Source organism: Ensifer sp. R-19 (assembly GCF_049905105.1).
Classification (GTDB): Bacteria; Pseudomonadota; Alphaproteobacteria; order Rhizobiales; family Rhizobiaceae; genus Ensifer.
Map to the genome: position 1 here is coordinate 1,739,579 of NZ_CP184570.1, position 26,414 is coordinate 1,765,992.

Annotated in this window: 22 protein-coding genes; 13 read left to right on the forward strand and 9 right to left on the reverse strand. The window is 62.8% G+C overall.

The window, feature by feature from the left end:
- Positions 1 to 118: 118 nt before the first annotated feature.
- The 3 genes from ACN9MO_RS27250 to ACN9MO_RS27260 all read right to left on the reverse strand — a co-directional run bounded on the left by ACN9MO_RS27250 (position 119) and on the right by ACN9MO_RS27260 (position 1,914).
- Positions 119 to 811, reverse strand: a complete 693-nt coding sequence (locus tag ACN9MO_RS27250; protein ID WP_200964215.1) for a hypothetical protein — start codon at positions 809 to 811, stop codon at positions 119 to 121.
- 98 nt (positions 812 to 909) lie between these two features.
- The gene (locus tag ACN9MO_RS27255; protein ID WP_200964214.1) at positions 910 to 1,299 is read right to left on the reverse strand and encodes a MerR family transcriptional regulator; all 390 of its coding nucleotides are present in this window, start codon (positions 1,297 to 1,299) and stop codon (positions 910 to 912) included.
- 93 nt (positions 1,300 to 1,392) lie between these two features.
- The gene (locus ACN9MO_RS27260) at positions 1,393 to 1,914 is read right to left on the reverse strand and encodes a BA14K family protein (protein ID WP_113132530.1); all 522 of its coding nucleotides are present in this window, start codon (positions 1,912 to 1,914) and stop codon (positions 1,393 to 1,395) included.
- A gap of 394 nt (positions 1,915 to 2,308) precedes the next feature.
- On the opposite strand from ACN9MO_RS27260, the gene ACN9MO_RS27265 reads away from it, so the two are divergent.
- The 4 genes from ACN9MO_RS27265 (at position 2,309) to ACN9MO_RS27280 (ending at position 6,772) form a co-directional block, all read left to right on the forward strand.
- Positions 2,309 to 3,001, forward strand: coding sequence for a hydrolase (locus ACN9MO_RS27265; protein WP_425987161.1), 693 nt, complete (start codon positions 2,309 to 2,311; stop codon positions 2,999 to 3,001).
- A 404-nt stretch (positions 3,002 to 3,405) separates the two neighbouring features.
- Positions 3,406 to 4,608 carry an HlyD family secretion protein gene (locus ACN9MO_RS27270; protein WP_113133327.1) on the forward strand — a complete coding sequence of 401 codons (1,203 nt, stop codon included), beginning with the start codon at positions 3,406 to 3,408 and terminating at the stop codon, positions 4,606 to 4,608.
- A gap of 46 nt (positions 4,609 to 4,654) precedes the next feature.
- Positions 4,655 to 6,265 carry a DHA2 family efflux MFS transporter permease subunit gene (locus ACN9MO_RS27275; RefSeq protein ID WP_113133326.1) on the forward strand — a complete coding sequence of 537 codons (1,611 nt, stop codon included), beginning with the start codon at positions 4,655 to 4,657 and terminating at the stop codon, positions 6,263 to 6,265.
- A gap of 42 nt (positions 6,266 to 6,307) precedes the next feature.
- The gene (locus tag ACN9MO_RS27280; RefSeq protein ID WP_113133325.1) at positions 6,308 to 6,772 is read left to right on the forward strand and encodes a MaoC family dehydratase; all 465 of its coding nucleotides are present in this window, start codon (positions 6,308 to 6,310) and stop codon (positions 6,770 to 6,772) included.
- A gap of 36 nt (positions 6,773 to 6,808) precedes the next feature.
- On the opposite strand, the gene ACN9MO_RS27285 is transcribed toward ACN9MO_RS27280, so the two are convergent.
- On the reverse strand, positions 6,809 to 8,152 hold the full coding sequence (locus ACN9MO_RS27285; protein WP_113133324.1) for a PLP-dependent aminotransferase family protein: 1,344 nt from the start codon (positions 8,150 to 8,152) through the stop codon (positions 6,809 to 6,811).
- A 239-nt stretch (positions 8,153 to 8,391) separates the two neighbouring features.
- Between ACN9MO_RS27285 and ACN9MO_RS27290 the strand changes: the two genes are divergently transcribed.
- The gene (locus ACN9MO_RS27290) at positions 8,392 to 9,150 is read left to right on the forward strand and encodes a sulfite exporter TauE/SafE family protein (protein WP_057251285.1); all 759 of its coding nucleotides are present in this window, start codon (positions 8,392 to 8,394) and stop codon (positions 9,148 to 9,150) included.
- A gap of 203 nt (positions 9,151 to 9,353) precedes the next feature.
- Positions 9,354 to 11,147, forward strand: coding sequence for a PAS domain-containing sensor histidine kinase (locus tag ACN9MO_RS27295; RefSeq protein ID WP_057251273.1), 1,794 nt, complete (start codon positions 9,354 to 9,356; stop codon positions 11,145 to 11,147).
- A 41-nt stretch (positions 11,148 to 11,188) separates the two neighbouring features.
- On the opposite strand, the gene ACN9MO_RS27300 is transcribed toward ACN9MO_RS27295, so the two are convergent.
- From ACN9MO_RS27300 to ACN9MO_RS27310, 3 genes are all read right to left on the reverse strand, one after another.
- A complete protein-coding gene (locus tag ACN9MO_RS27300) occupies positions 11,189 to 11,728 on the reverse strand; it encodes an invasion associated locus B family protein (protein WP_112994024.1) in 540 nt (179 codons plus the stop codon).
- A complete protein-coding gene (locus ACN9MO_RS27305; RefSeq protein ID WP_162733685.1) occupies positions 11,728 to 14,805 on the reverse strand; it encodes an autotransporter domain-containing protein in 3,078 nt (1,025 codons plus the stop codon). The genes ACN9MO_RS27300 and ACN9MO_RS27305 overlap by 1 nt, the downstream gene beginning before the upstream one ends.
- A gap of 188 nt (positions 14,806 to 14,993) precedes the next feature.
- Positions 14,994 to 15,317, reverse strand: a complete 324-nt coding sequence (locus tag ACN9MO_RS27310; RefSeq protein ID WP_162733684.1) for a hypothetical protein — start codon at positions 15,315 to 15,317, stop codon at positions 14,994 to 14,996.
- A gap of 35 nt (positions 15,318 to 15,352) precedes the next feature.
- On the opposite strand from ACN9MO_RS27310, the gene ACN9MO_RS27315 reads away from it, so the two are divergent.
- Entirely contained in the window at positions 15,353 to 16,447 is a 1,095-nt protein-coding gene (locus tag ACN9MO_RS27315) for a sensor histidine kinase (protein WP_057251269.1), read from the forward strand.
- Complete coding sequence (locus ACN9MO_RS27320; RefSeq protein WP_057251268.1) at positions 16,444 to 17,247, forward strand: LytR/AlgR family response regulator transcription factor; 804 nt, start codon at positions 16,444 to 16,446, stop codon at positions 17,245 to 17,247. The genes ACN9MO_RS27315 and ACN9MO_RS27320 overlap by 4 nt, the downstream gene beginning before the upstream one ends.
- 28 nt (positions 17,248 to 17,275) lie before the next feature.
- Here ACN9MO_RS27320 and ACN9MO_RS27325 read toward each other — a convergent pair whose 3' ends face one another.
- Positions 17,276 to 18,169 carry a LysR family transcriptional regulator gene (locus ACN9MO_RS27325; RefSeq protein WP_057251267.1) on the reverse strand — a complete coding sequence of 298 codons (894 nt, stop codon included), beginning with the start codon at positions 18,167 to 18,169 and terminating at the stop codon, positions 17,276 to 17,278.
- Between the two features lie 146 nt (positions 18,170 to 18,315).
- On the opposite strand from ACN9MO_RS27325, the gene ACN9MO_RS27330 reads away from it, so the two are divergent.
- From ACN9MO_RS27330 to ACN9MO_RS27340, 3 genes are all read left to right on the forward strand, one after another.
- Positions 18,316 to 18,927 (forward strand): glutathione S-transferase family protein, encoded by a 612-nt coding sequence (locus ACN9MO_RS27330; protein WP_057251266.1) that lies wholly within the window; start codon positions 18,316 to 18,318, stop codon positions 18,925 to 18,927.
- A 58-nt stretch (positions 18,928 to 18,985) separates the two neighbouring features.
- Positions 18,986 to 21,052, forward strand: a complete 2,067-nt coding sequence (locus tag ACN9MO_RS27335) for a pyridoxamine 5'-phosphate oxidase family protein (RefSeq protein WP_113133322.1) — start codon at positions 18,986 to 18,988, stop codon at positions 21,050 to 21,052.
- A 68-nt stretch (positions 21,053 to 21,120) separates the two neighbouring features.
- A complete protein-coding gene (locus ACN9MO_RS27340; protein WP_112994027.1) occupies positions 21,121 to 22,341 on the forward strand; it encodes an adenylate/guanylate cyclase domain-containing protein in 1,221 nt (406 codons plus the stop codon).
- Positions 22,342 to 22,353: 12 nt separating this feature from the next.
- Here ACN9MO_RS27340 and ACN9MO_RS27345 read toward each other — a convergent pair whose 3' ends face one another.
- Positions 22,354 to 22,653 (reverse strand): DUF6074 family protein, encoded by a 300-nt coding sequence (locus ACN9MO_RS27345; protein WP_082615860.1) that lies wholly within the window; start codon positions 22,651 to 22,653, stop codon positions 22,354 to 22,356.
- 333 nt (positions 22,654 to 22,986) lie between these two features.
- Here ACN9MO_RS27345 and ACN9MO_RS27350 point away from each other — a divergent pair, with 333 nt between their 5' ends.
- Entirely contained in the window at positions 22,987 to 24,705 is a 1,719-nt protein-coding gene (locus tag ACN9MO_RS27350) for an ABC transporter ATP-binding protein (RefSeq protein ID WP_113133321.1), read from the forward strand.
- 97 nt (positions 24,706 to 24,802) lie between these two features.
- Positions 24,803 to 26,365 (forward strand): D-aminopeptidase, encoded by a 1,563-nt coding sequence (locus ACN9MO_RS27355; protein WP_113133320.1) that lies wholly within the window; start codon positions 24,803 to 24,805, stop codon positions 26,363 to 26,365.
- The last annotated feature ends 49 nt before the right edge of the window (positions 26,366 to 26,414 follow it).

Here is a 26,414-nt window from a genome sequence, read left to right on the forward strand (position 1 = left end):
ACGGAAAGATCGTCATCAGAGACCGGTTTCGCGCTCTTAACTGGAGGATGAGGTCGTCAGCCGGCATCTTGGTCGCGAGCGCATAGAGGCGGCGTCCCGGCCGATCGGAGGACGACGGTCAGCCTCGGTCAACATCGTGTCCGTTTTCGACGAGCCACGAGTCGTGAAGCCACTTTTCCGTGCCGCGATGGCCCGGGAATGTGATCCAGTTGATATCGCGCTCGAACACCATGACCTTGCGGTCCGCGCCGACGATGACCCACATCCAGAGGCCATCGGCCGTATTCCGCATTTTGACTTTCATGCCCGTCAGGGTCAGATCTTCCGTGCGCCCATTGCGGGCGACCCGCAGCGGCTCGTCATAGGGGTCGATCCAGCTGATCTTCAGCACCGGCAGGAGATCAGGTGCCGCGTCGCGCAGGAAATCGATGGCGATCGCCTGCGTCTCCTCGCGCGTCGGCAGTTGACCGCCAACCAGAGCAAGGTCGATGCGAGCGAACCCCTTGAGCCGGCCATCCGCGGCGATGACGGTGCTGAAATGCTCGCCACCAAGCGCCGCGTTGCGGCCATCCGTTCGCTCATAGCGCACAAGCTCGGCGCCCTGACCGTCCAGAGTGGCAGGGCGTCGAGCGACCTCATCGTAGCCAACCGGCATGACTGTTCTGATGACGGTCGCCACGGACTGCGCCGAAAGCGTTGCCGATTTCATGGACGTTCCCTTCTGAGTTTCCGCAAGCGCAATGCTGGCCGTGGTTGGCGAGAAGACGAGACCGAGAGCAGCGAGCGCAATGAGGGGGCGTATGCGAGGCATGTCAAAACTCCTTCGGTTGGCTTGGAGACCGGGTGAGGCAATATGTAACTTGACGTTAAGTGTAGATCGTGGACGCAATTGTCCCCGCCGGCCTTGCTCTAGGTCCGCCTCGCTTGCGCGATCAGCTCTTGCATACGGGTAATGTTGGATTCCAGGTCGCGTTTGAATGCAGTGAGTTCATCAAGCTGGGCATCGGCGTTGACGAGCTGGGCCTCCAGGATTTCCAGTACCCTTTCCTTGCCCTTGATGCCGTTTGCATCCTCGAAATAGAGGTCGATGACGGCGGCGATTTCGTCGAGGCGCAGGCCGAGTCGCTTGAGTGCGGCGATCTTTTCCAGCCGCTTGACGGCCACTTCGTCATAGTAGCGATAGCCCGTGCCCTCACGCTCGGCTGGCTTCACCAGCCCGAGGCGCTCGTAATAGTGGATCGTGCGGTGGCTGACGCCTGCACGTTCCGACAGTTCTCCAATCTGCATGAGGGACGACAAATGGCACCCACCTAAACCTGACGTTGGGTGTAGATCTAGGATATAGGCCTATGTTCGTCAAATATTGGCCTTCGCTCGAAGGCCTTTGACCCGTCAGTAGGGCGAGATGCAAATCTGCCGCGGACCGTAATAGGGCTGGAACGTGTCGTCGTAAGCCCTGTAGGACCGGTAGCGGGCATAGCACCAGCTCGTATGCGCGTTGCCGCCATAATAGGTCTGCCGGTAATAGCGTGGCGCATAGTAACGCGGGCGATAGTAGGTCGGGCGGCCGTAATAGCCTTGGTTATAATAGCCCTGATCGTAGTAGCCCGAGCCATAATAGGGCTGCGCCAGCGCTCCACCGATGATCGTACCGAGGGCCAGTCCGCCGAGCGCCCAGGCCCAATCGTCGTCGCCACCGTTGTGGTGCCCGTGATGGTAACCGCCACCGTAACCACCTCGGTAACCACCGCGGTAACCGCCGCGGTAACCGCCACCGTATCGTCTGTACTGAACCAGTTGCGCTTGCGTCGTTTCGATCTTCGGGACGTCCGCTGCTGTGGGAAATGCCATGGCTGGCGAAACGCTGGTCAGCGCCGACGCCATGGACAAGGCAATGATCGTTAGCCTATTCATTGGCTTACCTCCATTTTCCCCGCTTGTCCTGAAGTATACATCGGAAAAGGCGCAGAAGCACTGCGTTTTGACGGTGCGCGACGCCGGGTATGGCGCGCAACCCGACGCGCCTCTTTCGAACAACCGCACGCGGCATCCGCTTGGCCGCACACGACGGATCGGGTCGCCGGCATCCCCACGCCCCGCCGGCTGCCGCCTTGACCGTGGCGGATACACAAACCCGCGAGTCATCACCAATTATTTCATTATCCGCAATTCAATCGAAATCATTATTGCAATTCAGCAGCGCAACCCGGTCGGCTACACCTGTTCTCACCAAACCAGTTCACCCCAGACCGGCCAAGGCCGGGCACCGACGCCCCGCTTGCCAACCAGCTCAAAGAGGAGAAAGCCCATGTCCAGCAAACTCGAAGTCCTGACCCCCGCAAACAGCCAGCTGATCTTCATCGACCAGCAGCCGCAGATGGCCTTCGGCGTTCAGTCGATCGATCGGCAGGTGCTGAAGAACAACGTCGTCGGTCTCGCCAAGGCCGCAAAGGTCTTCAACATTCCAACGACCATCACCACCGTCGAAACCGAGTCCTTCTCCGGCCACACCTATCCCGAACTGCTCGCCGTCTTCCCGGAAAACGACATTCTCGAACGCACCTCGATGAACTCCTGGGACGATCAGAACGTCCGCGACGCGCTCGCCAGGAATGCCGCCAACGGCCGCAAGAAAATCGTCGTCTCCGGGCTGTGGACCGAAGTCTGCAACACCACCTTCGCGCTCTCCGCTCTCCATGACGTCCCGGACTACGAGATCTACATGGTCGCCGACGCCTCCGGCGGCACCTCGGCCGATGCGCACAAATACGCCATGGACCGCATGGTCCAGGCCGGCGTCATCCCGGTGACCTGGCAGCAGGTCCTGCTCGAATGGCAGCGCGACTGGGCCCGCAAGGAAACCTACAATGCCGTCACTTCGCTGGTGAAGGAGCATTCCGGCGCCTACGGCATGGGCATCGACTACGCCGTCACCATGGTTCACAAGGGCGACGAACGCGTCAGCCACGGCAAGACGATCGGCCCCAACCCGGCGAAGTGATCCCGGCCCGGACCAGCGAACATCCGCAATCGCTTCGGCGTGAATGGCAAGGCTGGCCCCGCAGGGGGCCGGCCTCTCCGTTTATGCGATGTCATCGTCAAAAGAAGATGCAGGAAGCTCGCGAGCGTCACCTGGGGCGGAAGCCCGCCCTGGTTCTGCGGCCTGGGATCGCGCAGCAGCAGGACAGCGGCTAGGGCTTTCTGGTGGTGATCCAGCTTGGGTCACCTCGTGTCGCAAGCCCCGTCGCGGGCGCTCGATTGCGACCTTGGCATTAAGGAATACAACTGCTTTCCAAATTCGATTGACAATTTGGATCCTCGCGCGCATTTTAGAAAACAATAGTTTTCCTAATTTGGCGACGGGCGTTTTAGACCGCCCCGCCACACCGGGGAAAGGAACCGGCCATGAACCAGCACACGCCAATCGCCATCATCGAAAACCCCTCGCCTACTGCGGAGACAATGCCGACCATTCGGCTCCCCGAGGAACTGCCTGCGATCTTGCCTGCCGTGACTCCGGCCTCGAACATGCCTGCAAAGCGGTGGCTGCGCGGCCTGCTCTTCGCCTCCGTGGCCGTCGCGGCCGTGGCGGCCGCTGCCGATTTCGGGTGGGGGTACTGGACGACAGGCCGCTTCCAGGTGTCGACCGACGACGCCTATGTGAAGGCTGACAGCACGACGATTGCGCCCAAGGTCTCCGGCCATATCGCCGAGGTGCTCGTGGCCGACAACGAGCGGGTAAAGGCAGGACAGATCCTCGCCCGCATCGACGACCGCGATTTCAAGGTAAGCCTCGAACGGGCCATGGCCGAGGTCGAGGCAGCGGAAGCCAACATCGCCAACAAGCAGTCGGCCCTGGTGGCTCAGCAATCCGCGATCGACGCGGCAAGGGCGACCGTCGAGGCCGACAAGGCCGACCAGACCTTTGCCGGGCAGGACGACAAGCGTTACTCCGAGCTTGCAAGACAGGGCTTCGGCACCATCCAGAATGCCCAGCAGGCGGCCTCGCGCATCATGGCCGCCCGTGCAGCGGTAACGCGTGACACGGCGGCACTTGCCAATGAAACCAAGCAGCTCGACGTGATCAGGGCCGAGGTCGCCCAGGCGAAGGCAGCACTCGACAGCGCCAAGGCGGCGCAGGACCAGGCCCGCCTGAACCTCTCCTACACTGCGCTTGCCGCCCCCATCGATGGCGTGATCGGCAACCGCACTCTGCGGGTCGGTCAATATGTGCAGGCCGGCACCCAACTGATGGCGGTCGTCCCGACGGAGGCGGCTTACATCGTCGCCAACTACAAGGAGACCCAGCTCACCGACGTCTATCCCGGCCAGAAGGTGACGGTCGAAGTGGACACCTTCCCGGGGCAGGTCTTCGAGGGTCACGTCGACAGCATCGCGCCGGCGAGCGGCCAGGAATTTGCGTTGCTGCCGCCGGACAATGCGACGGGCAACTTCACCAAGGTGGTGCAGCGCATCCCGGTCAAGATCGTGCTCGACCGCGGGACCGCACGATCGGTGACCTTGCGGCCCGGCATGTCGGTCTACCCGACCATCGACACCAACCCGACGGCGACCGAGGTCGCGTCAAAGTCGGGAAAGATCTACTAGAGCGCCGTGCGTTCAAGTGAACGCATAGACAAGGCAGGAGGGTGTTATGTCCACCATTGCTGATACGGTTGCGCCCGGTTCGCTGCCAGCCGCTGCGGAGCCATCGGAAAAGGCGAGCACGACGGCATGGATCGCAGTGCTCGCCGGCCTGATCGGTGCCTTCATGGCGATCCTGAACATCCAGATCACCAACGCCTCGCTGCTCGACATCGAGGGCGGGATCGGCACCGGCGTCGACAACGGCGCCTGGATATCGACCTCCTACCTGATCGGCGAGATCGTGGTGATCCCCCTTACCGACTACTTCAGCCGCGTCTTCTCGTTCCGGCGCTATATCCTGGCAAATGCGATCCTGTTCCCGATCTTTTCCGCGGCTTGCGCCTTCGCCCATGACCTCGGCTCGATGATCGTGCTGCGCGGTCTGCAAGGCGTTGCGGGCGGCGTGCTCATCCCCATGGCTTTCACGATGATCCTGACCCGGTTGCCCAAGACGCAGCAGCCGTTCGGATTGGCACTCTTCGCCCTGTCCGTCACCTTCGCGCCGGCGATCGGCCCGACGATCGGCGGCTACCTCACCGAGAACTACGGCTGGCAGTCGATCTTCTTCGTCAACACGCCCCCAAGCATCATCATGGTGGTTGCGCTCTACTTCACGCTCGAGAAGAAGCCGATGCAATTGTCCTTGCTCAAAGAGGGCGACTGGGCCGGCATCGTCACCATGGCGATCGGGCTCTCGGCTCTACAGACCGTGCTCGAGGAAGGCAATAAGGACGACTGGTTCCAGTCGCCGTTCATCGTCAAGCTCGCCATGATCGCAGCCGTGTTTCTGACCGCCTTCGTCATCATCGAGCTAAAGGTCGAAAAGCCGCTGGTCAAGCTACGCCTGCTCAAGCAGCGCAACTTCGGTGTCGGCGTTCTCGTCAACGTGCTGGTCGGCGTGGCGCTGTTCGGCACCGTTTACATCCTGCCGCAGTATCTGGGCCAGGTGCAGCGCTACAATGCCGAGCAGATCGGCTTCGTGCTGGCCTGGACCGGCTTGCCGCAGCTCCTCATCATTCCGCTCGTGCCGGCACTGATGAAGCGGTTCGACGCGCGCTACGTCGGCTTCGTCGGCATCAGCATCTTCGCAGCGAGCTGTTTCATGAACACGACGCTCTCGCTCGACAGCGCCGGCGACCAGTTCTTCGTGCCCAATATCGTGCGCGCCATCGGCCAGGCACTGGTGCTGACGCCGATCACGGTGATCACGACCGCCGGCATCGCGCCTGGCGACGCGGCCGCCGCCTCCGGCCTGTCGAACATGCTGCGCAATCTCGGCGGCGCGGTTGGAACGGCCACGCTCGCGACTGTGTTGACCAAGCGGGAGCAGTTCCATTCTAACATCATCGGCCAGTCCGTCACGCTTTCCCGCGATGAGGTCCGTGACCGGATCAGCGATCTGACCCAGCACTTCATGACCCATGGCGTATCCGACGTCGCGGTTGCACAACACAAGGCGATCGCCGTGATCGGCGCGACGGTTCACCGCCAGGCGCTTATCCTGGGGTTCAGTGATACCTTCGCGGTGATCGGCACTGTGTTGGCGCTCGCCGCCGTCGCCCTGCTTTTCACCCGGAAGATCCAGCTTGGCGGCGCAGATGCGGGTGGCGCCCATTGAAAGCCTGCAGGTCAAAAGACGTGTACTCAGAGGAGACAGGTTATGAGCAATTCGACGCCCGGTCGTCTCTTTCTGGACGACCTCTATGTGGGCCAACGCTTTACAAGCGGGACCCACACGATCGACGCAGCACAGATCAAGGCTTTCGCTCTGCAGTTCGACCCGCAGCCGTTTCACATCGACGAGGCGAAGGCCCAGGACACGCTCTTTGGGGGTCTGGCTGCAAGCGGATGGCACACCGCCGCCATCACGATGCGTCTCAATGTCGAGACGGGCCTGCCATTTGCCGGTGGGCTCATTGGCGCAGGCGGAGAAATCAACTGGCCGGCTCCGACGCGCCCCGGGGACACGCTGCATGTGGAAAGCGAGGTCGTGGAGATCATACCTTCCCGCTCGAAGCCTGATCGAGGCATCGCCGTCGTTCTCAGCAGCACGATCAACCAGCACGGGGAAGTAGTGCAGAACCTCAAGGCCAAACTCGTCCTCCGGCGAAAAGCGGCGGGTTGACGCCGATCTAGCCCGAATATGCAGCGGCGGCGACGTTCATTCCGTCGAGACGAAATCGTCCTCCCGAGAGTTCAGCAGCGCTGCCAGCGTGCGGAGGCCAATGTCGAGCTGATCCACTGCCGGACTGGCCAGCGCGAGCCGGACCGCGTTGGGCGCGTGGCCCGGCGTGATGGCAAAGGTCGTCGACGGGGTCAATGCAATGTCGCGCCTGGCGGCAGCCGCAACAAACGTCTGCGAACGCCAATGCGCCGGCAGCGTCAGCCAGAGATGGTAGCACTTTGGGTTGGCCTTGACCTCGAAGCCCTGGAGATGAGCGGCGGCCAGCTTCTGCCGCGCCTGCGCATCGAGGCGTTTCATCGTCATGAGCGCGGCAACGGTGCCATCGGCCATCATCCGCTCGGCCGCCGCAAAGGCAAATCCCGTCGCGGTCCATCCCCCCGAACGCACAGAGGCGATCACACTTTTCCGTAGCCGCTCGGGCGGCACGATGAAGCCGAGCGCCAGGCCGGGCGCCACCTTCTTGGAGAGGCTGTCGACGACAATGCAGCGATCCGGTGCGAGGGCGGCAAGCGGCGGCTCGTCGTCAAGGAACCCATAGACATTGTCTTCGATAACCGGAAGGTCAAGCATCTCGACCACCCGCAAGAGATCGGCCCGGCGCGCCTCACTCATCGTCGCGCCCAGCGGATTCTGGACCGCCGGCTGGATGTAGATGGCCGATAGATGCGCCTCGCGATGCGCTTTTTCAACGGAATCGGGGCGCACCCCGCCTTCGTCCATCAAAAGCGGCACCAGCGCAATTCCGAGCCGAGCGGCAATGCCCTTGACGAAGGGATAAGTCAAAGCCTCGACACCGCAGCGACCACCCGCCGGAACGACAGCCGCGAGAGCCGCAGCAATGCTCTGCCGGCCATTGCCTGTGAAAACGAGGTGTTCAGGACTGGGCGACCAGCCGCCCTTGGAGAGATGCGCTGCTCCAATGTTTCTGATCGCCGGCGTTCCGATGCTGATCGCCTGGCGCGATGCAACGTCGAGCAAGGCAGGAGCAGCCAACCCCTCCAGGCTTCTTGCGATAAGCGCTGTCTGGTTGGGCAAGATCGGGTAGTTGAACTCGAAGTCGGTACGGACACCACGCGGCTCTGCGAGCGCCGCCACGCCTCGCCTCGCCTCCCCGGAGATGAAGGTGCCCCTGCCCACTTCGCCGACGACGAGACCGCGGCGCAACAACTCGGCATAGACGCGGCTTGCCGTGGATACGGCAATCTTGCGTTCATAAGCAAAGCTACGCTGCGGCGGCAGGCGGTCGCCCGGCCTGAGCGACCCAACCGCAATTTCCGCGGCGATCGTGTCGGCAAGCTTCAGGTATTCCGATCTCGACATTATTGCACCGAGTACAATGTTTCAATTGCACCGAGAATTATATCGGAACATTCTATTCTCATCAAATCCCATTCGCCCGGAACCGCGACGGTTTCGCAGGCCCGAGCGCTCTTTTCGAAGCGCGCTCAGGCTGGCGGCATCGCACGCCCGGAGCAAGGGCTGGAAACGAGACAATGCCTGTATTTCTCAACCAACCGACCACTGTCGCGTTCAACGCGCGCGAATGCGGAGGCACTCCGATGGAACTGACCGTCCCGACGATCCTGGTCGCCTTTGCCGGGGTATTCCTGATCTGCTTCATGAAGGGGGCGTTTGGCGGAGGCTTCTCCATAGTCGGCATCCCGCTGCTGTCGGTCGTGATGGACCCGGTCACCGCTGGCGGCCTTCTCGCGCCGCTCTTCGTGGCGATGGATCTGTATGGGTTGCGCTACTTCAAGCGGGCAACCTGGTCTGGCCCCGACCTCGCGCTGCTGCTTCCGGGGCTCGTGATTGGCATCGGGCTCGGCTATCTGCTGTTCCGCTTTCTCGATCACCGCACCGTCGCGATCGTGATGGCGGCAACCACCTTGCTTTTCGTCGGCCTGTGGCTGGCAAGGGGCGCAGAGGTCACGGCACGCCCACGCTCGACCCCGAAGGCGATTTCTGCCGGTCTCGCCTCAGGCATAACCACGATGGTCGCCCACTCGGGCGGACCGCCGCTGGCGATGTATCTGCTGCCGCTCGGTCTCAGCAAGGAGGTCTACGCGGGAACGACGAGCCTCTTCTTTACCGTCGGCAATGCAACCAAGGCCCTGCCGTGGTTGTTGCTGGCGAAGCCAACCGCCGATCTCGGAGTGCTGATGGCGATCTGCCTGCTCGCCATTCCAAGCGGCGTTACGCTCGGCTGGCGGCTCCAGGGCATGCTCGACCAACGGCAGGTCTATCGCGCCTGCTATGGATTGCTGGTTCTGGTGGCGCTGAAACTACTATGGGACGGCGTTTCCGGCTTTCTGGTCTAACCGTCGTATCGCCCACCTGCGCAAAGAAGATGCTTGCGACGGAGCAACATCTCGCGCCATAGGGGCGTATTGCGCAGGCTGCGCCCGCAAAGCTTTTCACTTTGCGTATTGACCTAAGTTTCTCAAAGGGTTGAAGTGCTCTGGCCATTCAAGCGAGGTACTTCACCCTGCAGAGCAGCGCCCCTTTCACAGCAGCAGGAGAGATGGGTCGGTTGATCCAGTCTTACCGCTGGGACGACAGCCCGCTCGGCCCCATGGAGGCTTGGCCGCCATGCCTGGCGGCTGCGGTCGACATCATGTTGCCGGCGCAGGCGCAGATCGTGATGTTCTGGGGCGAGGAGTTCGTCGCTCTCTACAACGATGCCTATGCGCCGACCATCGGAGACAAGCATCCTCGCGCATTGGGGCGCCCGGCGCGCGAAAACTGGGGTGAACTCTGGAGCGACCTCGAACCTCTGCTGCGACGCGTGCTGGAACGCGGCGAGACGGTGGTCGCGAAAGACCGTCCCTTCTACATCGAGCGACACGGTTATCCCGAAACGGCTTACTTCGATATTTCCTATTCGCCCGTCCGGGACGAAGAAGAGAGGGTTCGGGGCGTGTTCTGCATCGTCAATGAAACGACGGAACGCGTGAAATTCGAGGGCGCGCTGCAAGCCAACGAAGAGCGGCTTCGCGCCATTTTCTCGCAGTCGGCCGCCGGCATTTGCCAGATGGACCTGACGGGCCGCTTCCTCCTGGTCAACAATCGGTTCTGCGAAATCGTCGGCTATAGCGAAGCCGAACTGCTGACGATGCGGATGCACGACATCACGTTTCCCGAAGACGTCGCCCAAAGCGCTCGCCTGTTCAAGACGATGGCGAGCACCGGCGAAAGCTACGAAATCGAAAAGCGCTATCTGCGCAAGGATGGTGGTCTTGTCTGGGTGACGAGTTCGGTCTCCGCGCTTCGCGATGAGCGCGGCAATTTTCGCGAGGCGGCCGCCGTCATCGTCGACATCACCGAGCGCAAGCGAGCCCAGGAGGTCGAGCGTCGCCTTGCGGCCATTATCGCATCCTCCAACGACGCCATTCTCGGCATCGATCTCCGGATGAGGATTACGACCTGGAATGCCGGGGCCGAAAGGCTCTACGGCTATTCGGCCGAGGAAATGGTCGGCCGCTCCGTCATGACGCTGGTTCCCGAAGACCGGATTGACGAAGAGCCTGCGATCCTCAGGCAGGTCAATGCGGGTCTCAAGGTCGAGCCATATGAGACCAAACGGCTCCACAAGGACGGTCGAAGCGTCGATGTCCTGCTCAGCGTTTCGCCGATCTACGACGCCTATGGCAGCATCGTCGGCGCTTCGAAACTGGCCCACGACATAACCGTGCGGAAGGAGGCGGAGCGCCTGCAGACCGTCCTGGTCGGTGAACTGAACCATCGCATCAAGAACGTGCTTGCAACCGTCCTGGCCATTGCCCGGCAGACGCTCGGTCGCAGCGACAGCACGGACGCCGAAGAGGTGCAGGCTTTTGAAGCGCGGCTGGTTTCGATGGCGCGGGCGCACGACCTGCTCACCCATGGTAACTGGGAAAGGGCGGAGTTGAAGGCGATCATCAACCAGGCGATCTCCCCCTACTCGCAGGAGACGTTCGTCGTTTCCGGCCCGCCGATCCAGGTTCCGCCGAGGATGGTCGTATCGCTGTCCCTGGCGCTGCATGAGCTCGCCACGAACGCCGCCAAATACGGCGCACTTTCGACCGGGAACGGGCGGGTCTCCATCACGTGGTCGCTCCAGGCCGGCACGCCGACCCGGCTGACGCTGCGCTGGCAGGAATCCGGCGGGCCGTTGGTAAAGCAGCCATCGCGCAAAGGATTCGGCTCGCGCCTGATTCAAACGCTGTTGGCTGCCGAACTGAATGGCCAGGTGGAGATCAGCTACCATCCCACCGGCCTGGTGTGCTCGGTCGACGCGGCCCTGCAAAGTGGGTGGGACGAACCCACCGCACCCTAGCGGCGCATGGGCAACCCCCGAGCATCGTGCCCGGTAGCGGCTTACGCCCTGCCGGAGAGCACAAGCACACGATCCAATGCTGCGGCAAATCCCTTGAGCGACACTGAGAATGTCACGTTCTTTTCCGTATCGCTCGCAAAGGCACCGATCTTCAGGGCCGTTCCCCTGCGCAGCAATGCGACCGTCCCCTCGGTAAACGTCAACGACACGATGCAGCCGATGGGCAGGCAGGTGCGGAAGGGCGTTGGCTTGCCGCCGGTCGCCTCATCAACACCGAGGGTTACGCCCTTTTCCAGATAGAGGCCGAAGGGAAGCGCGAGGCTCCCCGCCAGAGCGGCGTTTTCAGCCGGCCGAAGTTCGAGCGTCAGCACGTGCTGGCCACTCTTGTGAAACTGCTGTTGCGACAGGATGCAATGCTTTTGGCCGTCGGCCTCGGCGCAGGCGACGCTCCAGTCCTCATAGGTTTCAGAAAGCTGAGAGGGCGCGGCAGCCGTCCCGGCCGCCGCGTCCTCTCCGTAAAGCGGCGTGATGGCGACGAAGGTCGCCATCAGCACTGTCGATAGCCAGACGAGCCGACGCATCAGAAGCGCACATCAAGCTTGGCATCGACCGCATTCTGCGTCGTGCCGGAGCCGAACTGTCCGGTGTAGGTGATGCCAAGGCTGGCATTGCCGGTCAGCGCGAAATCGATGCCGGCCTCGATGATTGCCGCGTCTTCGGCAATCGGCGTACCGGCAACCGAGAAGGCGCTGCCCGTGCCGAAGGCCATGGTCGAGAACGGCGTCGTGTCGCCGAAGGCGTGCTGCCAGCCGAGCATGCCGCGCACCTTCGTATCTGTCGCGCCGAGGCTGAGCGGAGCAGAAGCGCGCAGACCGAGCGTCGTGAAGGTCGTGTCGGTCGTGTTGCTCTTGCTCGACAGGGCGGCCGCGGCACCGCGCTCGGTGAAGCCGTCGGTGTGCAGGCTGACATAGGCGAGGTTCGCAAAGGGCTCGAGCGCCACATCAGGCAGGTCGATGCGGTAGCCGACTTCGCCGAATGCCTGGAACGTCCCGGCGTCATAATCGGCCTTCAGCTGATCGGTGAAGCCGGGGAAGGCAACGCTGCGCGACGTGTTGATCGAATGCCAAGTGTAGGCGAGGCCGGACCTGAGCGCGACATCGCCCCAGCGACCGCCGCTATAGACGCCCAGGTGGTAGTTGTCGCTGTCACCGCTGGAGGCACGGCTGTCGACGTCGAAGTTCGTCCGGCTGTAGCCGGCCATGATGCCGATCAAGGCATTGTCCGAGACCGCTGCATCGAAGCCAGTGACGAAACCGCCCGTCGACTGGTCGAGGCTGCCGGCGTTACCGTTGCCGTCGGTATTGGTCCACGAGCCGAACACCTGGCCCCAGCCGACCATCGCCGGCGGCGCGGCGGGAACGGCGTTGACGGCGGCGACGGCACCGGTCGTGATCTTGTCTTCCGGACCATAGGCAAGGACCGGAACGCTCGCAGCACCCACGTCACCGAAGGCGTCGCGGATGCGGTCGTTCACCGCATTGCGCAGCAGGCTGCTGTCGTTGATCAGCGCGGTCTGCGCCGAAGCATGGACTTCGCCGGACAGTTGGTCGAAGGCACGACGTGCCGCGTCGCCGTCGAGGATGGTCAGCGCATTGTAGAGCCCGAGCGATGGGCCACTCTGGGCAAGTGTGTTGAGCGCAAGTGCCGTCTGCCGCTGGTTGCCGGTCGCAGCCTCGCCTTCGAAGACGCCGGGCTCGGTGGGCTTCGGCTCGCCTGGTTTCGGTTCACCGGGCTTGGGTTCTTCGCCGGGTTTCGGCTCTTCGCCTGGCTTTGTACCGCCGTTCTTGACCTTGATCTTGAGGTCGACCTGCTTCTCCTTCTGGTCAAGCGAGACCTCAAGGAACGCCGATTTCGAGATAGCCTCGGCAAACTTTCCTTCGATCGCACGGTCGGCTGTCAGGATCGTATAGGTCTGCCCGGTCTTGTAGCTCGTGTTGGGGTCGAGGGCGGTCACCTGGACATTCGTGCCGCTGCCGATCTTGGCGATACCGGAGTTTTCGTTGGTGCCAATGCTCTTGACGACGATCCTGTCGGAACGGCCGTCACCGGCAACATCCGCCTCGTAGATCGAACCGGTCGCCATATCCAGTCGGCCCATGACCGTCAGCGTGCCGGTGGAATTGTTGCCGGGCGAAATGATCGCCTTTGAGTCGATATACGTGTCGCCAACCGTGCCGGAGCCGCCGAGCCTACCGAAAGAGGTCGAGCTCGGATCGCGGATGCGGTTCATCTCGCCGAACACGTTCACCTCATTGGTATAGAAGCGATCACCCTGTACCCGTCCCGTCTCACCATCGACGATGAGCGTGCCACCGGTCACTTCGAACCGGGTCTCGCTGTAGTCCAAGGGGCCGTTATCCGGATCGTTGTCGATCGTATCGAGGTTGTTCTTGAGGACCAGCTTGCCACCGGAAACGTCCACCTTGCCGTTGAATTTCGTCAGGTCACCGTTGACGATGGTTTCCCCGGAAAAATTGCTGATCGTGCCCTTGCCGGCGAGCGTGTTGGCAAACTCATAGCCGGTGTTCGTGTGGTTGAAGTTGACGTAACCCTTTCGCGGGCCAAAATCGATCTTCGTCGACGGATCGACCGTGCCTGCCGCCTGCGCCTGCCGAGCACGTGGCTCGGCGATATTATTCAGGTCGACCTTGCCGCCAATCGTCAGGTTGCCCATGCCTTCGTTGCTTATGCCACCGATATCGGAAAGCACGATGCCGCCGCCGGCCGAAAGCTTGGCGCCGTTGGCGACGGAAAGGTTGACCCGTCCGGCTTCGCCGATCGTCAGCTTGTCGGCGACCTTGAACTCGCTGCCGGCGCCATCGACATACACCTGAATGGTGTCGACGCTCTCATCCTCGCGCAGGACAGCAGTGTTGGTCGAGACCACGGCGCCGCTTTCGATCGTGAGGCTGTCGCCGACCGTGAGCTCGCCCGTGTTGATCCAACGCGAATTTTCACCGGTCACCAGAACCGTGCCGTTTTCGAAGTAAGCCGTCTTGGAGTTGATAAGGCCGCCGTTCTCGATCCTGACCGCAGCCGTGTTGAGCGTCAGGGCGCCGTCGGCGACACCCAGATAGTCGGTGGTGAGCATGGAGCCGGCTCCGCGCACCACGAGCGTTCCGTCTCCCTCCTGCAGAGCGCCGACATGGGTCTCCTTGGCCGATACCTTTCCGCCGTTTTCGACGATCAGAGTGCCCCGGCCGCCGTAGATGCCACCCTCAAAACCGCCGACATAGAGCACGCGGTACCCATTCGGATTGGCATCGACAATGTCCCAGGTCGACCCGGAACCGGAGACCACGACCGTACCTACGCTACCTCTCCCGTCGGCGATGTAGCCGTTGAGGCTCTTGACGACGGCACCGTTGTTGATGGTCAGGGTCGCGCCAGCGGGACGGCCGCGGATCACGAGATTGCCGTTGATCGTATGATCGCTGGACCAAGTCTCATCGTTTGGAACAAGCAGTCCGGCCGCTTTTGCCGGCGACGGCATGAGCGGCACCGCCGCCAGCATCATCGAGACGAGACCGACGCGGCCTAGCGCTGTCGAACTCAGAAGGTTGATTCTCGAAACGTCCGCCTTTGCACAGATATTCAATGTCTGCCCCTTTTCCTTTGCATCGATGGGCGCACAACTCCCAGGCGAACGGTGACGCCGGGAAAGCGCGGTCATGGGCCGGCTATAGCAAGCCCGCGAAGGGGGAGAATTCGGCTTTCTGCAAACGGCAAATTGCAGCGCTGAAGGGCTGTGGCTTTCTGCAAACGGCTTGATTTCGCCGACGAGCGTCAATCGACAAGCGTGCCGACTTCGCGGATAAAGCCTTGCATGGCGCGAACAAATGGCACGATTTCGGCGGATGAAGCAGAGTATGTCGCGGACGTTCGCCGGGCAACGCTCTCCAAGATGGGCGCCTTCATATCGGGTCTGGTGACGCCGCGCCGGTTTCGCACATCGATCATCATGCCCTTGCGGGTGCTGTGCCCCTGATCCCGACTTCGAAGCGGCAAACCGGCAAAGCCTGGGATAACCGCATTCCACAAACGGCGCGGAATCGCGACCGAGGCACCTGAGCTTTCTGCAAACGGCTTGAATTCGCCGACGAACGGCAATCGACATCGGCGCTTGCTTGAACCATAAAAATGGAATGAAACCAGAGGATGAGACCAAATCGGTGGACGAAAGCGCCTATAGCGCAAGCGTGCGGCGCGCGACGCTCTGGCTCGGATTCCTCTACTGGTTCGTAGAATTCATCATCAGCAGCATCCTGTGGGGCATACTCGGGATCGATCCGATCATGTCGGCGCCGGGAAAACTGCTGCTGATGATCTGCGGCATGACCTTTTCCTATGGCATCGCCGCGGCGATGTTTGGCGTGCGGCACCAGCACATCGCGGTCAAGATCGTCGTCGGCTTCGCCACCTCGCTCGTGGCCGCCTTTGCCAACACCGGCGTCGACTTTCTGCTCTACCTTCTCATCGTGCGTGCCGATCCGGTCACGGTCGACTGGACCAGCATCGGTTATACGCTCGTCTACAGCATGGCGACGTTCGTCGGGTGGTCGTTCTTCTTCGTCGCGCTGCTCTACAGCTTCGAGCTGCGTGAGCGCGAACGGCGCCTGGCGATCTCGCGCGAGGAAGCACTGGCCGCGCAAATGCGCGCGCTGCGCTACCAGATCAATCCGCATTTCCTGTTCAATACGCTGAACTCCATCACCGGGCTCATAGAGGAAGGGCAGACCGTTGCCGCGACCCGCATGGTGATGTCGCTTTCCAACTTTCTGCGTACGACCCTGGAGCTCGATCCTTTGCACGACGTGCGGCTGGCGGATGAACTGGCCTTGCAAGCCGGCTACCTTCACATCGAAGGCGAGCGCTATTCCGACCGGATGAAACTCAGGATGGACATTGCCAGCGGCCTGGAAGAGGCACTGGTGCCAAGCCTGATCCTGCAGCCCCTGATCGAGAACGCGGTCAAACACGGCGTTGGCCGCTCGCCTGAACAGGTCGAGATCGTCATCAGCGCCGCCAAGGTCGGTCAGTCGCTTGAGATTGCCGTCGAGAACGATATCGCCGCGGAGACCAATAGTGGGCGGCGCCAGTCCTCCGGCACCGGGATCGGCCTCAAGAATGTCGCCGATCGCGTCCAGGCGCGGTTTCCGGGGGTCGGGGCCTGTGTATCCGGGCTCGTGACGCCCAGGCGTTTCAGAGCCGCAATTACAATGCCCCTGAGGCTTGCATGAACGAAATCCAGACAGTCTCCCTTTCGATCCTCATCATCGACGATGAGCCGCTCGCCAGACGCCGCTTGCTGCGCCTGCTCGGCGCGATGCCAGGGGTCGAGGTCTTGGGGACGGCCGGCAATGTCCAGCAGGCCTGCAGTCTCATCGCCGAGCTGCAGCCGGACGTGATCCTGCTTGATATCCAGATGCCTGGCGGCACCGGCTTCGACATCCTGGAGCAAGTGGGCAGCAACGCGCCCGCGGTCGTCTTCGTGACCGCCTTCGATCACTATGCGCTTCGCGCCTTCGAGGCGGCTGCCGTCGACTATGTCACCAAGCCGATCGAGGCGAACCGCCTGCGCACCGCAATCGAGCGGGCACGCGTGGCGATTGCGGCAAGAACGAGCATCGAACGTGTGGTGGAACTCAACGAAACCGTGCGGGCGCTGCGACAGGCGCTGCGCAAACACGAAACCCAGTCGGCCGATCTCTGGATCAAATCCCGCGGAGAATTCGTTCGTGTCGCGCTCGACCGGGTCGTGCGTTTCCAGGCGGAGCGCGATTATGTCCGCATCCACATCGAAGGCCGGTCCTATCTGCATCACGAAAGCCTGGCTTCGCTTGAACGCCGGCTCGACCCGGCAGAGTTTCTGCGGCTTCACCGCAGCTCGATCGTGCGCCGCGACTGTATCGTGGGGCTGAAGCAGGCCCCCTTCGCAGCCCTCATTGCCCTTCTTTCCGACGGCAGCGAAATTCGCGTCGGGCGAACCTATGCGCGCCATATCCGGCCGACCACCGGCGAGCGCCCGCAAGCGGACTGAGGGCCGAAACCGGGGCGATGGATCGGCTTTAGCGCAAGACGCCGCGCAGCCGCGGCACCGCAAAATCCACGAAGGCCCTGAGCTTCATCGGCACGAGGCCCTGCGGGAGATAGACCAGCTGGACCGGAAGCGGCGGGTGTTCGAATGCCTCCAGCAACGGAACGAGCAACCCTTCCGAGACGGGACGCGCCACCTGATAGGAAAGCACCCGCGTCAGGCCAAGGCCGGAGATGGCGGCATCGACGGCCGATTCCGCCGTGTTTACGATCAACCGCGACCGGATCGGCGCCGCCAGTTCGCGTCCATCGTCAAGGAAGCGCCAGACATGGGCGGCCGTGACGTTTTCGAACGTGATGCAGTCGTGCTCGGCGAGTTCGTTCGGATGCCCGGGGGCGCCGTGCTGCGCAACATAGCCGGGGCTTGCATAGACCACGCGGCGGACTGAGCCGAGCCTGGTCGCCACCAGGTTGCTGTCGGGAAGGTTGCCGATCCGAAGTGCCAAGTCGATATGGTCGTCAACGAGATTGGCAAACCGGTCACCCAGCGCCAGCCGCATATCGATCTCAGGATGAGCCTTCAGGAAGTCCACGACGACGGGAAGAACGTGCAGGCGACCGAAGACGATCGGGGCAGAGATCGTCAGGTCGCCCTTGACCGCGCTGTATTCGCCGGCGGCCACCCTTTCCGCCTCCTCGACCCGCGCCAGGATCTCCTTGGCGGCCTCGACATAGGAGCGGCCGGTTTCAGTCAAGAGAATCTTGCGGTTCGTGCGAGTGATGAGCTGGGCGCCCAGATGCGCCTCGAGCTCCGAGACCTTTCGGCTGACTGTGGCAAGCGGCATCTTGAGCTGCCGTGAGGCAGCCGACAGGCTGCCGCTGTCGATGACGGCGAGCAGAACCCCCATGGCGTCGAGGCGATCCATCTTTCCTTCCAAAAAACGGGAATCAGTCTATCGTTCCCGCAGTCTACTGCCAAAAATTGGAAAGTCATAGATTGATCTCGAAGGCGGTTCATCCCGAACCGTCGGAGGGCCGCGACGGTTCTCATGCTCTTCGAGGGACATCTCCCATGAAACTCTATCGCCATCCGCTGTCCGGCCATTCGCACCGGGCTCAGCTCTTCCTGTCGCTGCTCGGCGTACCGCACGAACTGGTCGACGTCGATCTCAAGGCCCGGGCGCACAAGGAGCCGGAGTTCCTGAAGCTCAACCCGTTCGGCCAGGTTCCGGTCCTCGATGACGACGGCACCGTCGTTGCCGACTCCAACGCCATCCTCGTCTATCTCGCCAAGAAGCTCGGCCGCATCGATTGGCTGCCGGAAGATCCGGCTTTGGCCGCCAGGGTGCAGAAGTGGCTTTCGGTTGCTGCCGGCGACATCGCCTTCGGTCCGGCGGCTGCCCGGCTCGTCACCGTGTTCGGTGCCAATCTGCGGGCGGAAGAGGCTATCGCCCGGGCCCATCGCGTGCTGGCGCAGATCGATGCGGAACTGACCGGCCGCGACTTCCTGCTCGGCGCCCGGCCGACCATCGCCGACGTTTCCCTCTACAGCTACGTTTCCGCCGCACCCGAGGGTAATGTGGATCTATCCGACTACCCGCAAGTCCGGGCCTGGCTTGCCCGCATCGAGCGTCTGCCCGGCTTCGTCGGCTTTGAGAAGACGGCCGTCGGCCTCGCCGCCTGACGAACCGGCCCGGGGCGGTCACACTGCCCCGCGCCTCACCCCAACGAGGTTTCAGATCATGCCGGACAATGCACAACAGAAACGGCCGGAGTCTCCCTGGCACGAAGGCGAACTCGCCATCCAGCGCAGCCTCGGCGTCGTCGAGCGCATGGATGCGACGGGGCGCAATTTCGTCCGCAGCTTCATGCCCGAGCAGCACCAGCAGTTTTTCCCGATGCTGCCTTTCGCCGTCTTCGGCGCAGTCGATGCGCAGGGTGACGTCTGGGCGACGATGCGCGCCGCGGCCCCCGGCTTCATGCAGGCGCCCGACGCCTGGAACCTCGACATACGGCTGCCCCGTGATCCAGATGATCCGGCGGATGCCGGCATGGGCGACGCACACTCGATCGGCATGCTCGGCATCCAGCTCGAAACCCGGCGCCGGAACCGGCTCAACGGCGCGATCCTGCGCGACGGCGACGACGGTTTCACCATTCGCGTGCGTCAGAGCTTCGGCAACTGCCCGCAGTATATCCAGCTCCGGCAGTTCTCCTTTTCCCGCGATCCATATGAGCCGGCATCGGAACGGCCGATCCGTTACGCGGCCCTCGACGATCGCGCCCGGGCGATCATCGCCAATGCCGACACCTTCTTCGTCGCCTCCTATGTCGACCGCGATACCGGCGAGCGGCAGGTCGATGTCTCCCATCGCGGCGGAAAGGCCGGCTTCGTTGAGCTCGGCGAAGATGACGTTCTGACGATCCCCGACTTCTCCGGCAACCTGTTCTTCAACACGCTCGGCAACTTCATGGTCAATCCGCGCGCCGGCCTGCTGTTTGTCGACTTTGCGACCGGCGACATGCTGCAGATGACCGGCAGCGCCGAGGTCATCCTGTCGTCGCCCGAAGTCGCCGCCTTTCAAGGCGCAGAACGCCTGTGGCGGTTCCGTCCCCAACAGATCGTTTATCGCCAGGACGGCCTGCCGCTCCGCTGGGCCTTCGAGGATGGCGGTTGGTCGCCCAGCCTGCTGACAACGGGTGACTGGGAACAGGCGAAGGTGCACCTGCAGGCCGCGGCCCTTGCCGAGGAGTGGCGCCCATTCCGCGTGGCGCGCGTCGAAGAGGAAAGCACGACGATCCGCTCGCTCTACCTCGCGCCGGACGATGGCGTCGGTCTCATGGCTCACCAGGCCGGCCAGCACCTGCCGATTCGGGTGAGGATAGACGCGGACGGCAAGGCGCTTGTCAGAAGCTACACGCTCTCTTCCGCCCCGACCGACGCCTTCTATCGCATCAGTGTCAAGAATGACGGCACCGTCTCGCAATACCTGCACGGGCTGAAACCCGGCGACCGGATCGAGGCGCGCGCGCCGGCCGGCAGCTTCACGATCGATGGCACCGAGCGGCGACCGGCGGTGCTGATCGGCGCCGGCGTCGGCATCACGCCGATGGTCGCCATGTTGCAGCACATCGTCCACGAGGGGCGCCGCAAGCGCCGCACGCGCCCAACCTGGCTTTTCCAGGCCGCTCGGTCCCGAGACGAACGCGCCTTCGACCGGGAAATTGCCGCTCTGGTCGAGGAAGGCGAGGGCAACATCCGCCTCATACGCGCGCTCAGCCAGCCGGAGACCGCGACCGAAGGGCAGGACTATGACGTCGGCGGCCGGATCGATATCAGCCACCTCAAGTCCACCCTGCCCTTCGACGACTACGACTTCTATCTCTGCGGCCCGGCGGCTTTCACGCAGTCGCTCTATGACGGATTGCGCGGGCTTAATGTGGCCGATGCCCGCATCCATGCGGAAGCCTTCGGGCTCTCGTCGCTGACCCGGCGGCCGGACGGCGGTGTTGGGCCGATCATGCCACCGCCCGCCAGCGCTCCCGTGCACGTCGTCTTCGCGAAATCCGCCAAGGAGACCCGTTGGCAGCCGGGCGACGGCAACCTCCTCGATCTCGCCGAAGCGCGCGGGCTGACGCCCGAGTTCGGTTGCCGCAACGGCAGTTGCGGCTCCTGCAGAACGCCGGTGCTCGAGGGGAAGGTGACCTACCCGTCGCTGCCCTCCTTCCCGGTGGCAGAGGGCGAGGCGCTGATCTGCTGCGCCGTTCCGGCGGACGGCGAGGAACGCAAACTGCATCTTTCGCTCTGAGCTCTGGTTCGGCTATTGATGATGCACCACATCATCAGGCAGTTGACGTCGACCGAGCGGGATGCGCCATGAACGACCAACAGATACGCGATATCGTGCTCTGGCTTTCCGAACAGGGCCTGAAAGGCCTGGAAGAGCCGGAGTTGTTTGCCGGCTTCTGCGAGCAATGCCGCGCGGCCGGCCTGGATCTGGCCCGCGCGCTCGGGCTGATCGACACATTGCATCCGGAATTTGAGGGTCGCGCCTTCCAGTGGAACGACGAGAGCGAGGTCACGCCCGAAGTCATCCAGTACGGCTCGACGACCACGGGCGAAGCGCTGCTGAACTGGCAGAACTCGATCTTCTACCACATGCTTCGCGACCGAGCGGCAGAGCGCCGCATCCGGCTCTCAGCCGATGAAGGCACCACCTACAACATAATCGACAAACTGAAAGATGAAGGTCACACCGACTGCATCAGCATGATCCACCATTTCACCGAGCAGGGCCGTGTCGGCGAGATGGATTGCTTCTACTCCTATTGGACCACGCGGAGCGACAGCGGCTTCAGCGAGGATGACATTGCTGCGCTCCGGATCCTGCTGCCGACCCTTGCGCTTGCGGTGAAGGCCGGCTCATGCGTGCGCATCATCAGCACGCTCGCAGACGTCTATCTCGGCGCCGACGCTGGCCAGCGCGTCGTCAAGGGCAGCATTGCCCGCGGCTCGGCGGAACGTATCGAAACGGTCATGTGGTTCTCAGACCTGCGCGGCTACACGCGCATCTCGGACACCGCCGCCCCCGACGAGATCATCCCGCTCCTCAACGACTATTCGGGCACGGTAATCACCGCCGTTCACGACCACGGCGGCAGCGTGCTGAAGCTCATCGGCGACGGCGTGCTTGCGATCTTCAACGCCGACGATCCGGCAATCGCCTGCGCCAACGCGATTGCGGCGGAACGGCAGCTGCGCCGCATGCTGGCCGAGCTCAACGCACGCCGGCAAGAGGATGGCAAGCCGACGACCGACGTCTATCTCGGCCTCCATATCGGCGAAGTCTTCTACGGCAATATCGGCAGCCAGACCCGGCTCGATTTCACCGTCGTCGGCCCGGCCGTCAACGAAGTGAGCCGCATTTCGTCGATGTGCCGTTCGGTCGAGCGGCACATGATCATGTCCTCTGATTTCGTCGAGGCCTGCCCGCCGGAACATCAGGTTCATGCGGTGTCGCTGGGTCGTTTCGCGCTGCGCGGCATCGCCCGGGCAAAGGAACTGTTCACCTGGGATCCGGAATTGCCGATGAATTGAAAAGGCGCGCCGTTACTGGCTCATCACGCCTTGAGAGACACGCGAGAGGTGGCGGTGCTGCAGTTCGGCCTGAACTTCACCCTGGAAGTCCATTACCTGCCGGCGTACCTCGTCTTCCGAGCACCCGCAGGCAAAAAGTTCGTCGGCAAGGGCGCGGCACCGGCGGCGCCAGAATTGCAGCGCTTCGGCGCCATGCAGGTCCTCGAGCTCGGCGGCAGCGGTGCGGATGGCGGTCAATCTCCTCGCCACTGGAAACGGAACGATCGTGCTCACATCGGATTCCGTGGCTTTCACTGATTGATTGCCTGCCATCGTCTCATTCGCCCCCTGGAACTTCGTGCGTTGACGCGAACGCTTGAAGACGCCCTACGCTTGTCGATATCGAGCACCTCAGATGCCTCCGATGTCCCCAATCGAAGGCGAAGCACTCTGGTGATTCCTGTTCTACGAAGCTTATGGTTAACGTTTCCTTCCCGCCGACGCCGCCAGGTGCGGATTGATCCTTTGCGAGACGGAAGATGTCGGCCCCGTCAAACACACGACACGGTTTTCCGCTTTTCTGGGTTGGTTTCCGGCACAAAACATGACATTGGAAATCATATTTCTGCTGACCCTCGGTCGCCGCCCCCCAGTGAGTGCACCTGCATGTTGAAGCGTTTCTTCGCGTTTTACCGCCCCTATCGCGGCCTGTTCATTCTCGACTTCTCCTGCGCCGTATTGTCCGGCCTGCTCGAACTCGGTTTCCCGATCGCGGTGAAGCTGTTCGTCGACCAGCTTTTGCCGAGCCAGGAATGGACGCTGATCCTCCTGTCCTCGGCCGGCCTTCTGCTGGTCTATCTGCTCAACACCGGCCTGATGGCGACAGTTACCTATTGGGGTCACATGCTCGGCATCAACATCGAGACGGACATGCGGCGGATGGCCTTCGACCATCTGCAGAAGCTCTCCTTCTCGTTCTTCGACAACCAGAAGACCGGCCATCTGGTCGGACGCCTGACGAAGGACCTCGAGGAAATCGGCGAAGTTGCCCACCACGGGCCGGAGGACCTGTTCATAGCGATCATGACCTTCATCGGCGCGCTGTTGCTGATGCTGATGGTGCACTGGCAGCTGGCGCTGATTACGGCCGCTGTGGTGCCGATGACCGCATGGGTCACCAGCCGTTACGGTGGCCGTATGACGCGGAATTTCCGCAACCTCTATGGTCGGGTCGGAGATTTCAACGCCCGCATCGAGGAGAATGTCGGCGGTATGCGAGTAGTGCAGGCCTTCGCCAACGAAGCCCATGAGCGCAGCCTGTTCGAGACCGACAACCAGAACTATCGCCGCACCAAGCTCGAAGCCTATCGCATCATGGCCGCGAGCACGTCGCTCAGCTACATGAGCATGCGGCTGACGCAGCTGATCGTCATGATCACCGGCTGCTACTTCGTGCTGACGGGCGAACTGACGAATGGCGGCTTCGTCAGCTTCCTGATGCTGGTCGGCGTGTTCTTCCGCCCGGTCGAGAAGATCAATTCAGTCATCGAGACCTACCCCAAGGGCATTGCCGGCTTCAAACGCTTCCTCGAACTCATGGAAACCGAACCCGATATCGAGGACCGGCCGGGTGCTGCCGACGTCTCCGGCCTCAAGGGCGACATCACCTATCGCGGCGTCTCGTTCGGCTATAGCGCCGAGAAGCCGATCATCCAGAACATCGACCTGACGATCCATGCCGGCGAGACGATCGCCTTCGTCGGCCCCTCGGGCGCCGGCAAGACGACGATCTGCTCGCTGCTGCCGCGCTTCTACGAGGTCAGCGAGGGTTCGATCACCGTCGACGGTATCGACATCCGTGACATCACGCTCTCGTCGCTGCGCGGCCAGATCGGCATCGTGCAGCAGGATGTCTTCCTCTTTGCCGGCAGCATCCGCGACAACATCGCCTATGGGCGGCTTGGCGCGAGTGAAGCGGACATCCTGGATGCCGCGCGGCGCGCCAAGCTCGACGGCACGATCCAGGCATTGCCGGACGGCATGGACACGGTGATCGGCGAGCGCGGCGTCAAGCTTTCCGGCGGGCAGAAGCAGAGGCTGGCGATTGCCCGCATGTTCCTGAAGAACCCGGCGATCCTCATCCTCGACGAGGCGACCTCAGCGCTCGACACCGAAACGGAAAGGGCGATCCAGCAGTCGCTGGCCGAACTTTCCAAGGGCAGGACGACGCTGATCATCGCGCATCGGCTGGCAACGATCCGCGATGCGGACCGCATCGTCGTCGTCGACGGCAGCGGCATTCGCGAACAGGGGCCGCATGAAACGCTGCTCGCCGCCAAGGGCGCCTATAGCCGCCTCTATCACGCCCAGGCAGGCGCCGGCTGACAAAGCCGCGGAGCTGCAGGCATTGCATGCGGAAGGAGGGGGCGATACGAACGGCACACAACGTCCCCTACCCTCCGTCCCATAGACCTTCAGCGCCATGAACACTCCTGATCTTTCCGTCCTTGAACGCGCCCTCGCAGCCTTGCCGCAGCACTACCCCGGACCGGGTGGCGTTGCCGGTGTGGTCAGAGATGGCAAGGTCCTCTTTCGCCACGCCTGGGGCTATGCCGGCCTGACGGCCCGCAAGCCGATGACGATGGCGACGCGGATACCGATCTGCTCGATCACCAAGCATCTGACCTGCGCCGTTCTGCTGGATACGGTCGGCGATCCCGAGAAGCTCGATCGGGCGCTCGACGTCTATCTCCCCTTGCTCGAAGGCAAGCGCCCGACCGCTGCCCATCTCTGTCACAACCAGTCCGGACTTCGCGACTACTGGGCATTGACGGTGCTGCAGGGCGCCAGCCACGACGGCGTCTTCCGCCGCGAGGATGCACGCCCGCTGCTCTCCAGGGCGCGCTCGACACACTTCGAGCCCGGCACCCGCTATTCCTATTCCAATGGCAATTTCCGCATTCTCGCCGATCTCATCGAGGAGCATACCGGCCGCTCGATGGCGGAACTCTATCAGCGCTCCGTCTTTGGCCCCGCGGCCATGCAGACCGCCGCCCTGACACCGGATACGAGCCTGCCGCCGGACGGCGTCGTCGGTTACGAGGGCAACGAGACAACAGGCTATTTCGAGGCGCTGAACCGCATCTACTGGGCCGGTGACGCCGGTGTTTCCGCCTCGCTCGACGATATGCTTGCCTGGGAGTGTTTTATCGACAGGACGCATGACGATGCGGACGGGCTCTACCGGCGCCTTTCTGCACCGCAGACCTATGCCGATGGCCGCCCGGCACCCTACGGCTTCGGCCTCGCACACGAGACGATCGGCGATGCCGTCATCAGCGGCCATGGCGGTGCGCTTCGCGGTTTTCGCTGCCGCAGGCTCTACGCGCCGGCCGAGCGCCTCTCTGTCGTGGTGATGTTCAATCACGAAGGCGATGCCCATGCGGCGGCGGTCGCGCTGATGAAGATCGCCCTCGGCCACGAGGATACCGAGACCACATCCGGAAGCTGGGACGCCAAGGGCACCGGCAACTATCTGGATGCCGAAACGGGCCTCGCCCTTGTCACCAGGCCCAGCGGATCGTCCCGCGTCGAACTGCAGTTTGCTACCTCCCCCGAGTCGCTTTCCGTCAGCGCCGACGGCAGCGCCGGTTCGGCCGCAGTGACCCTGACAGCACAAGGCGCCTCGCTTCGCATGGAGCGGCCTCGCGAAAATCTGACGGTGAGCGCTGACCGCGTTTCCGGCACGGCACTTCCCGATATCGCCGGTCGCTATCACTCAGTTGAACTCGACGCCCATCTCGACATCGCTTCCACCAATGGTGTCTTCTACGGTGGCTTCGACGGTTCGCTCGGGACCGGCGCGATGCACGCCATGCGACCGCTGGCCGAAGACGTCTGGCTTCTTCGCTGCAAGCGCTCGATGGATGCACCGGCACCGGGAGACTGGACCGTGCTTGTCCGACGCGACCAGCAAGGCAACGTGGCCGGCCTCACCATCGGCTGCTGGCTCGCCCGACGGATCGACTACACGAAGATCGGCTGACGCCGCGGTCGAAGCGACCGGATATTTTAAGCAGGGGTACGGCAGCGGG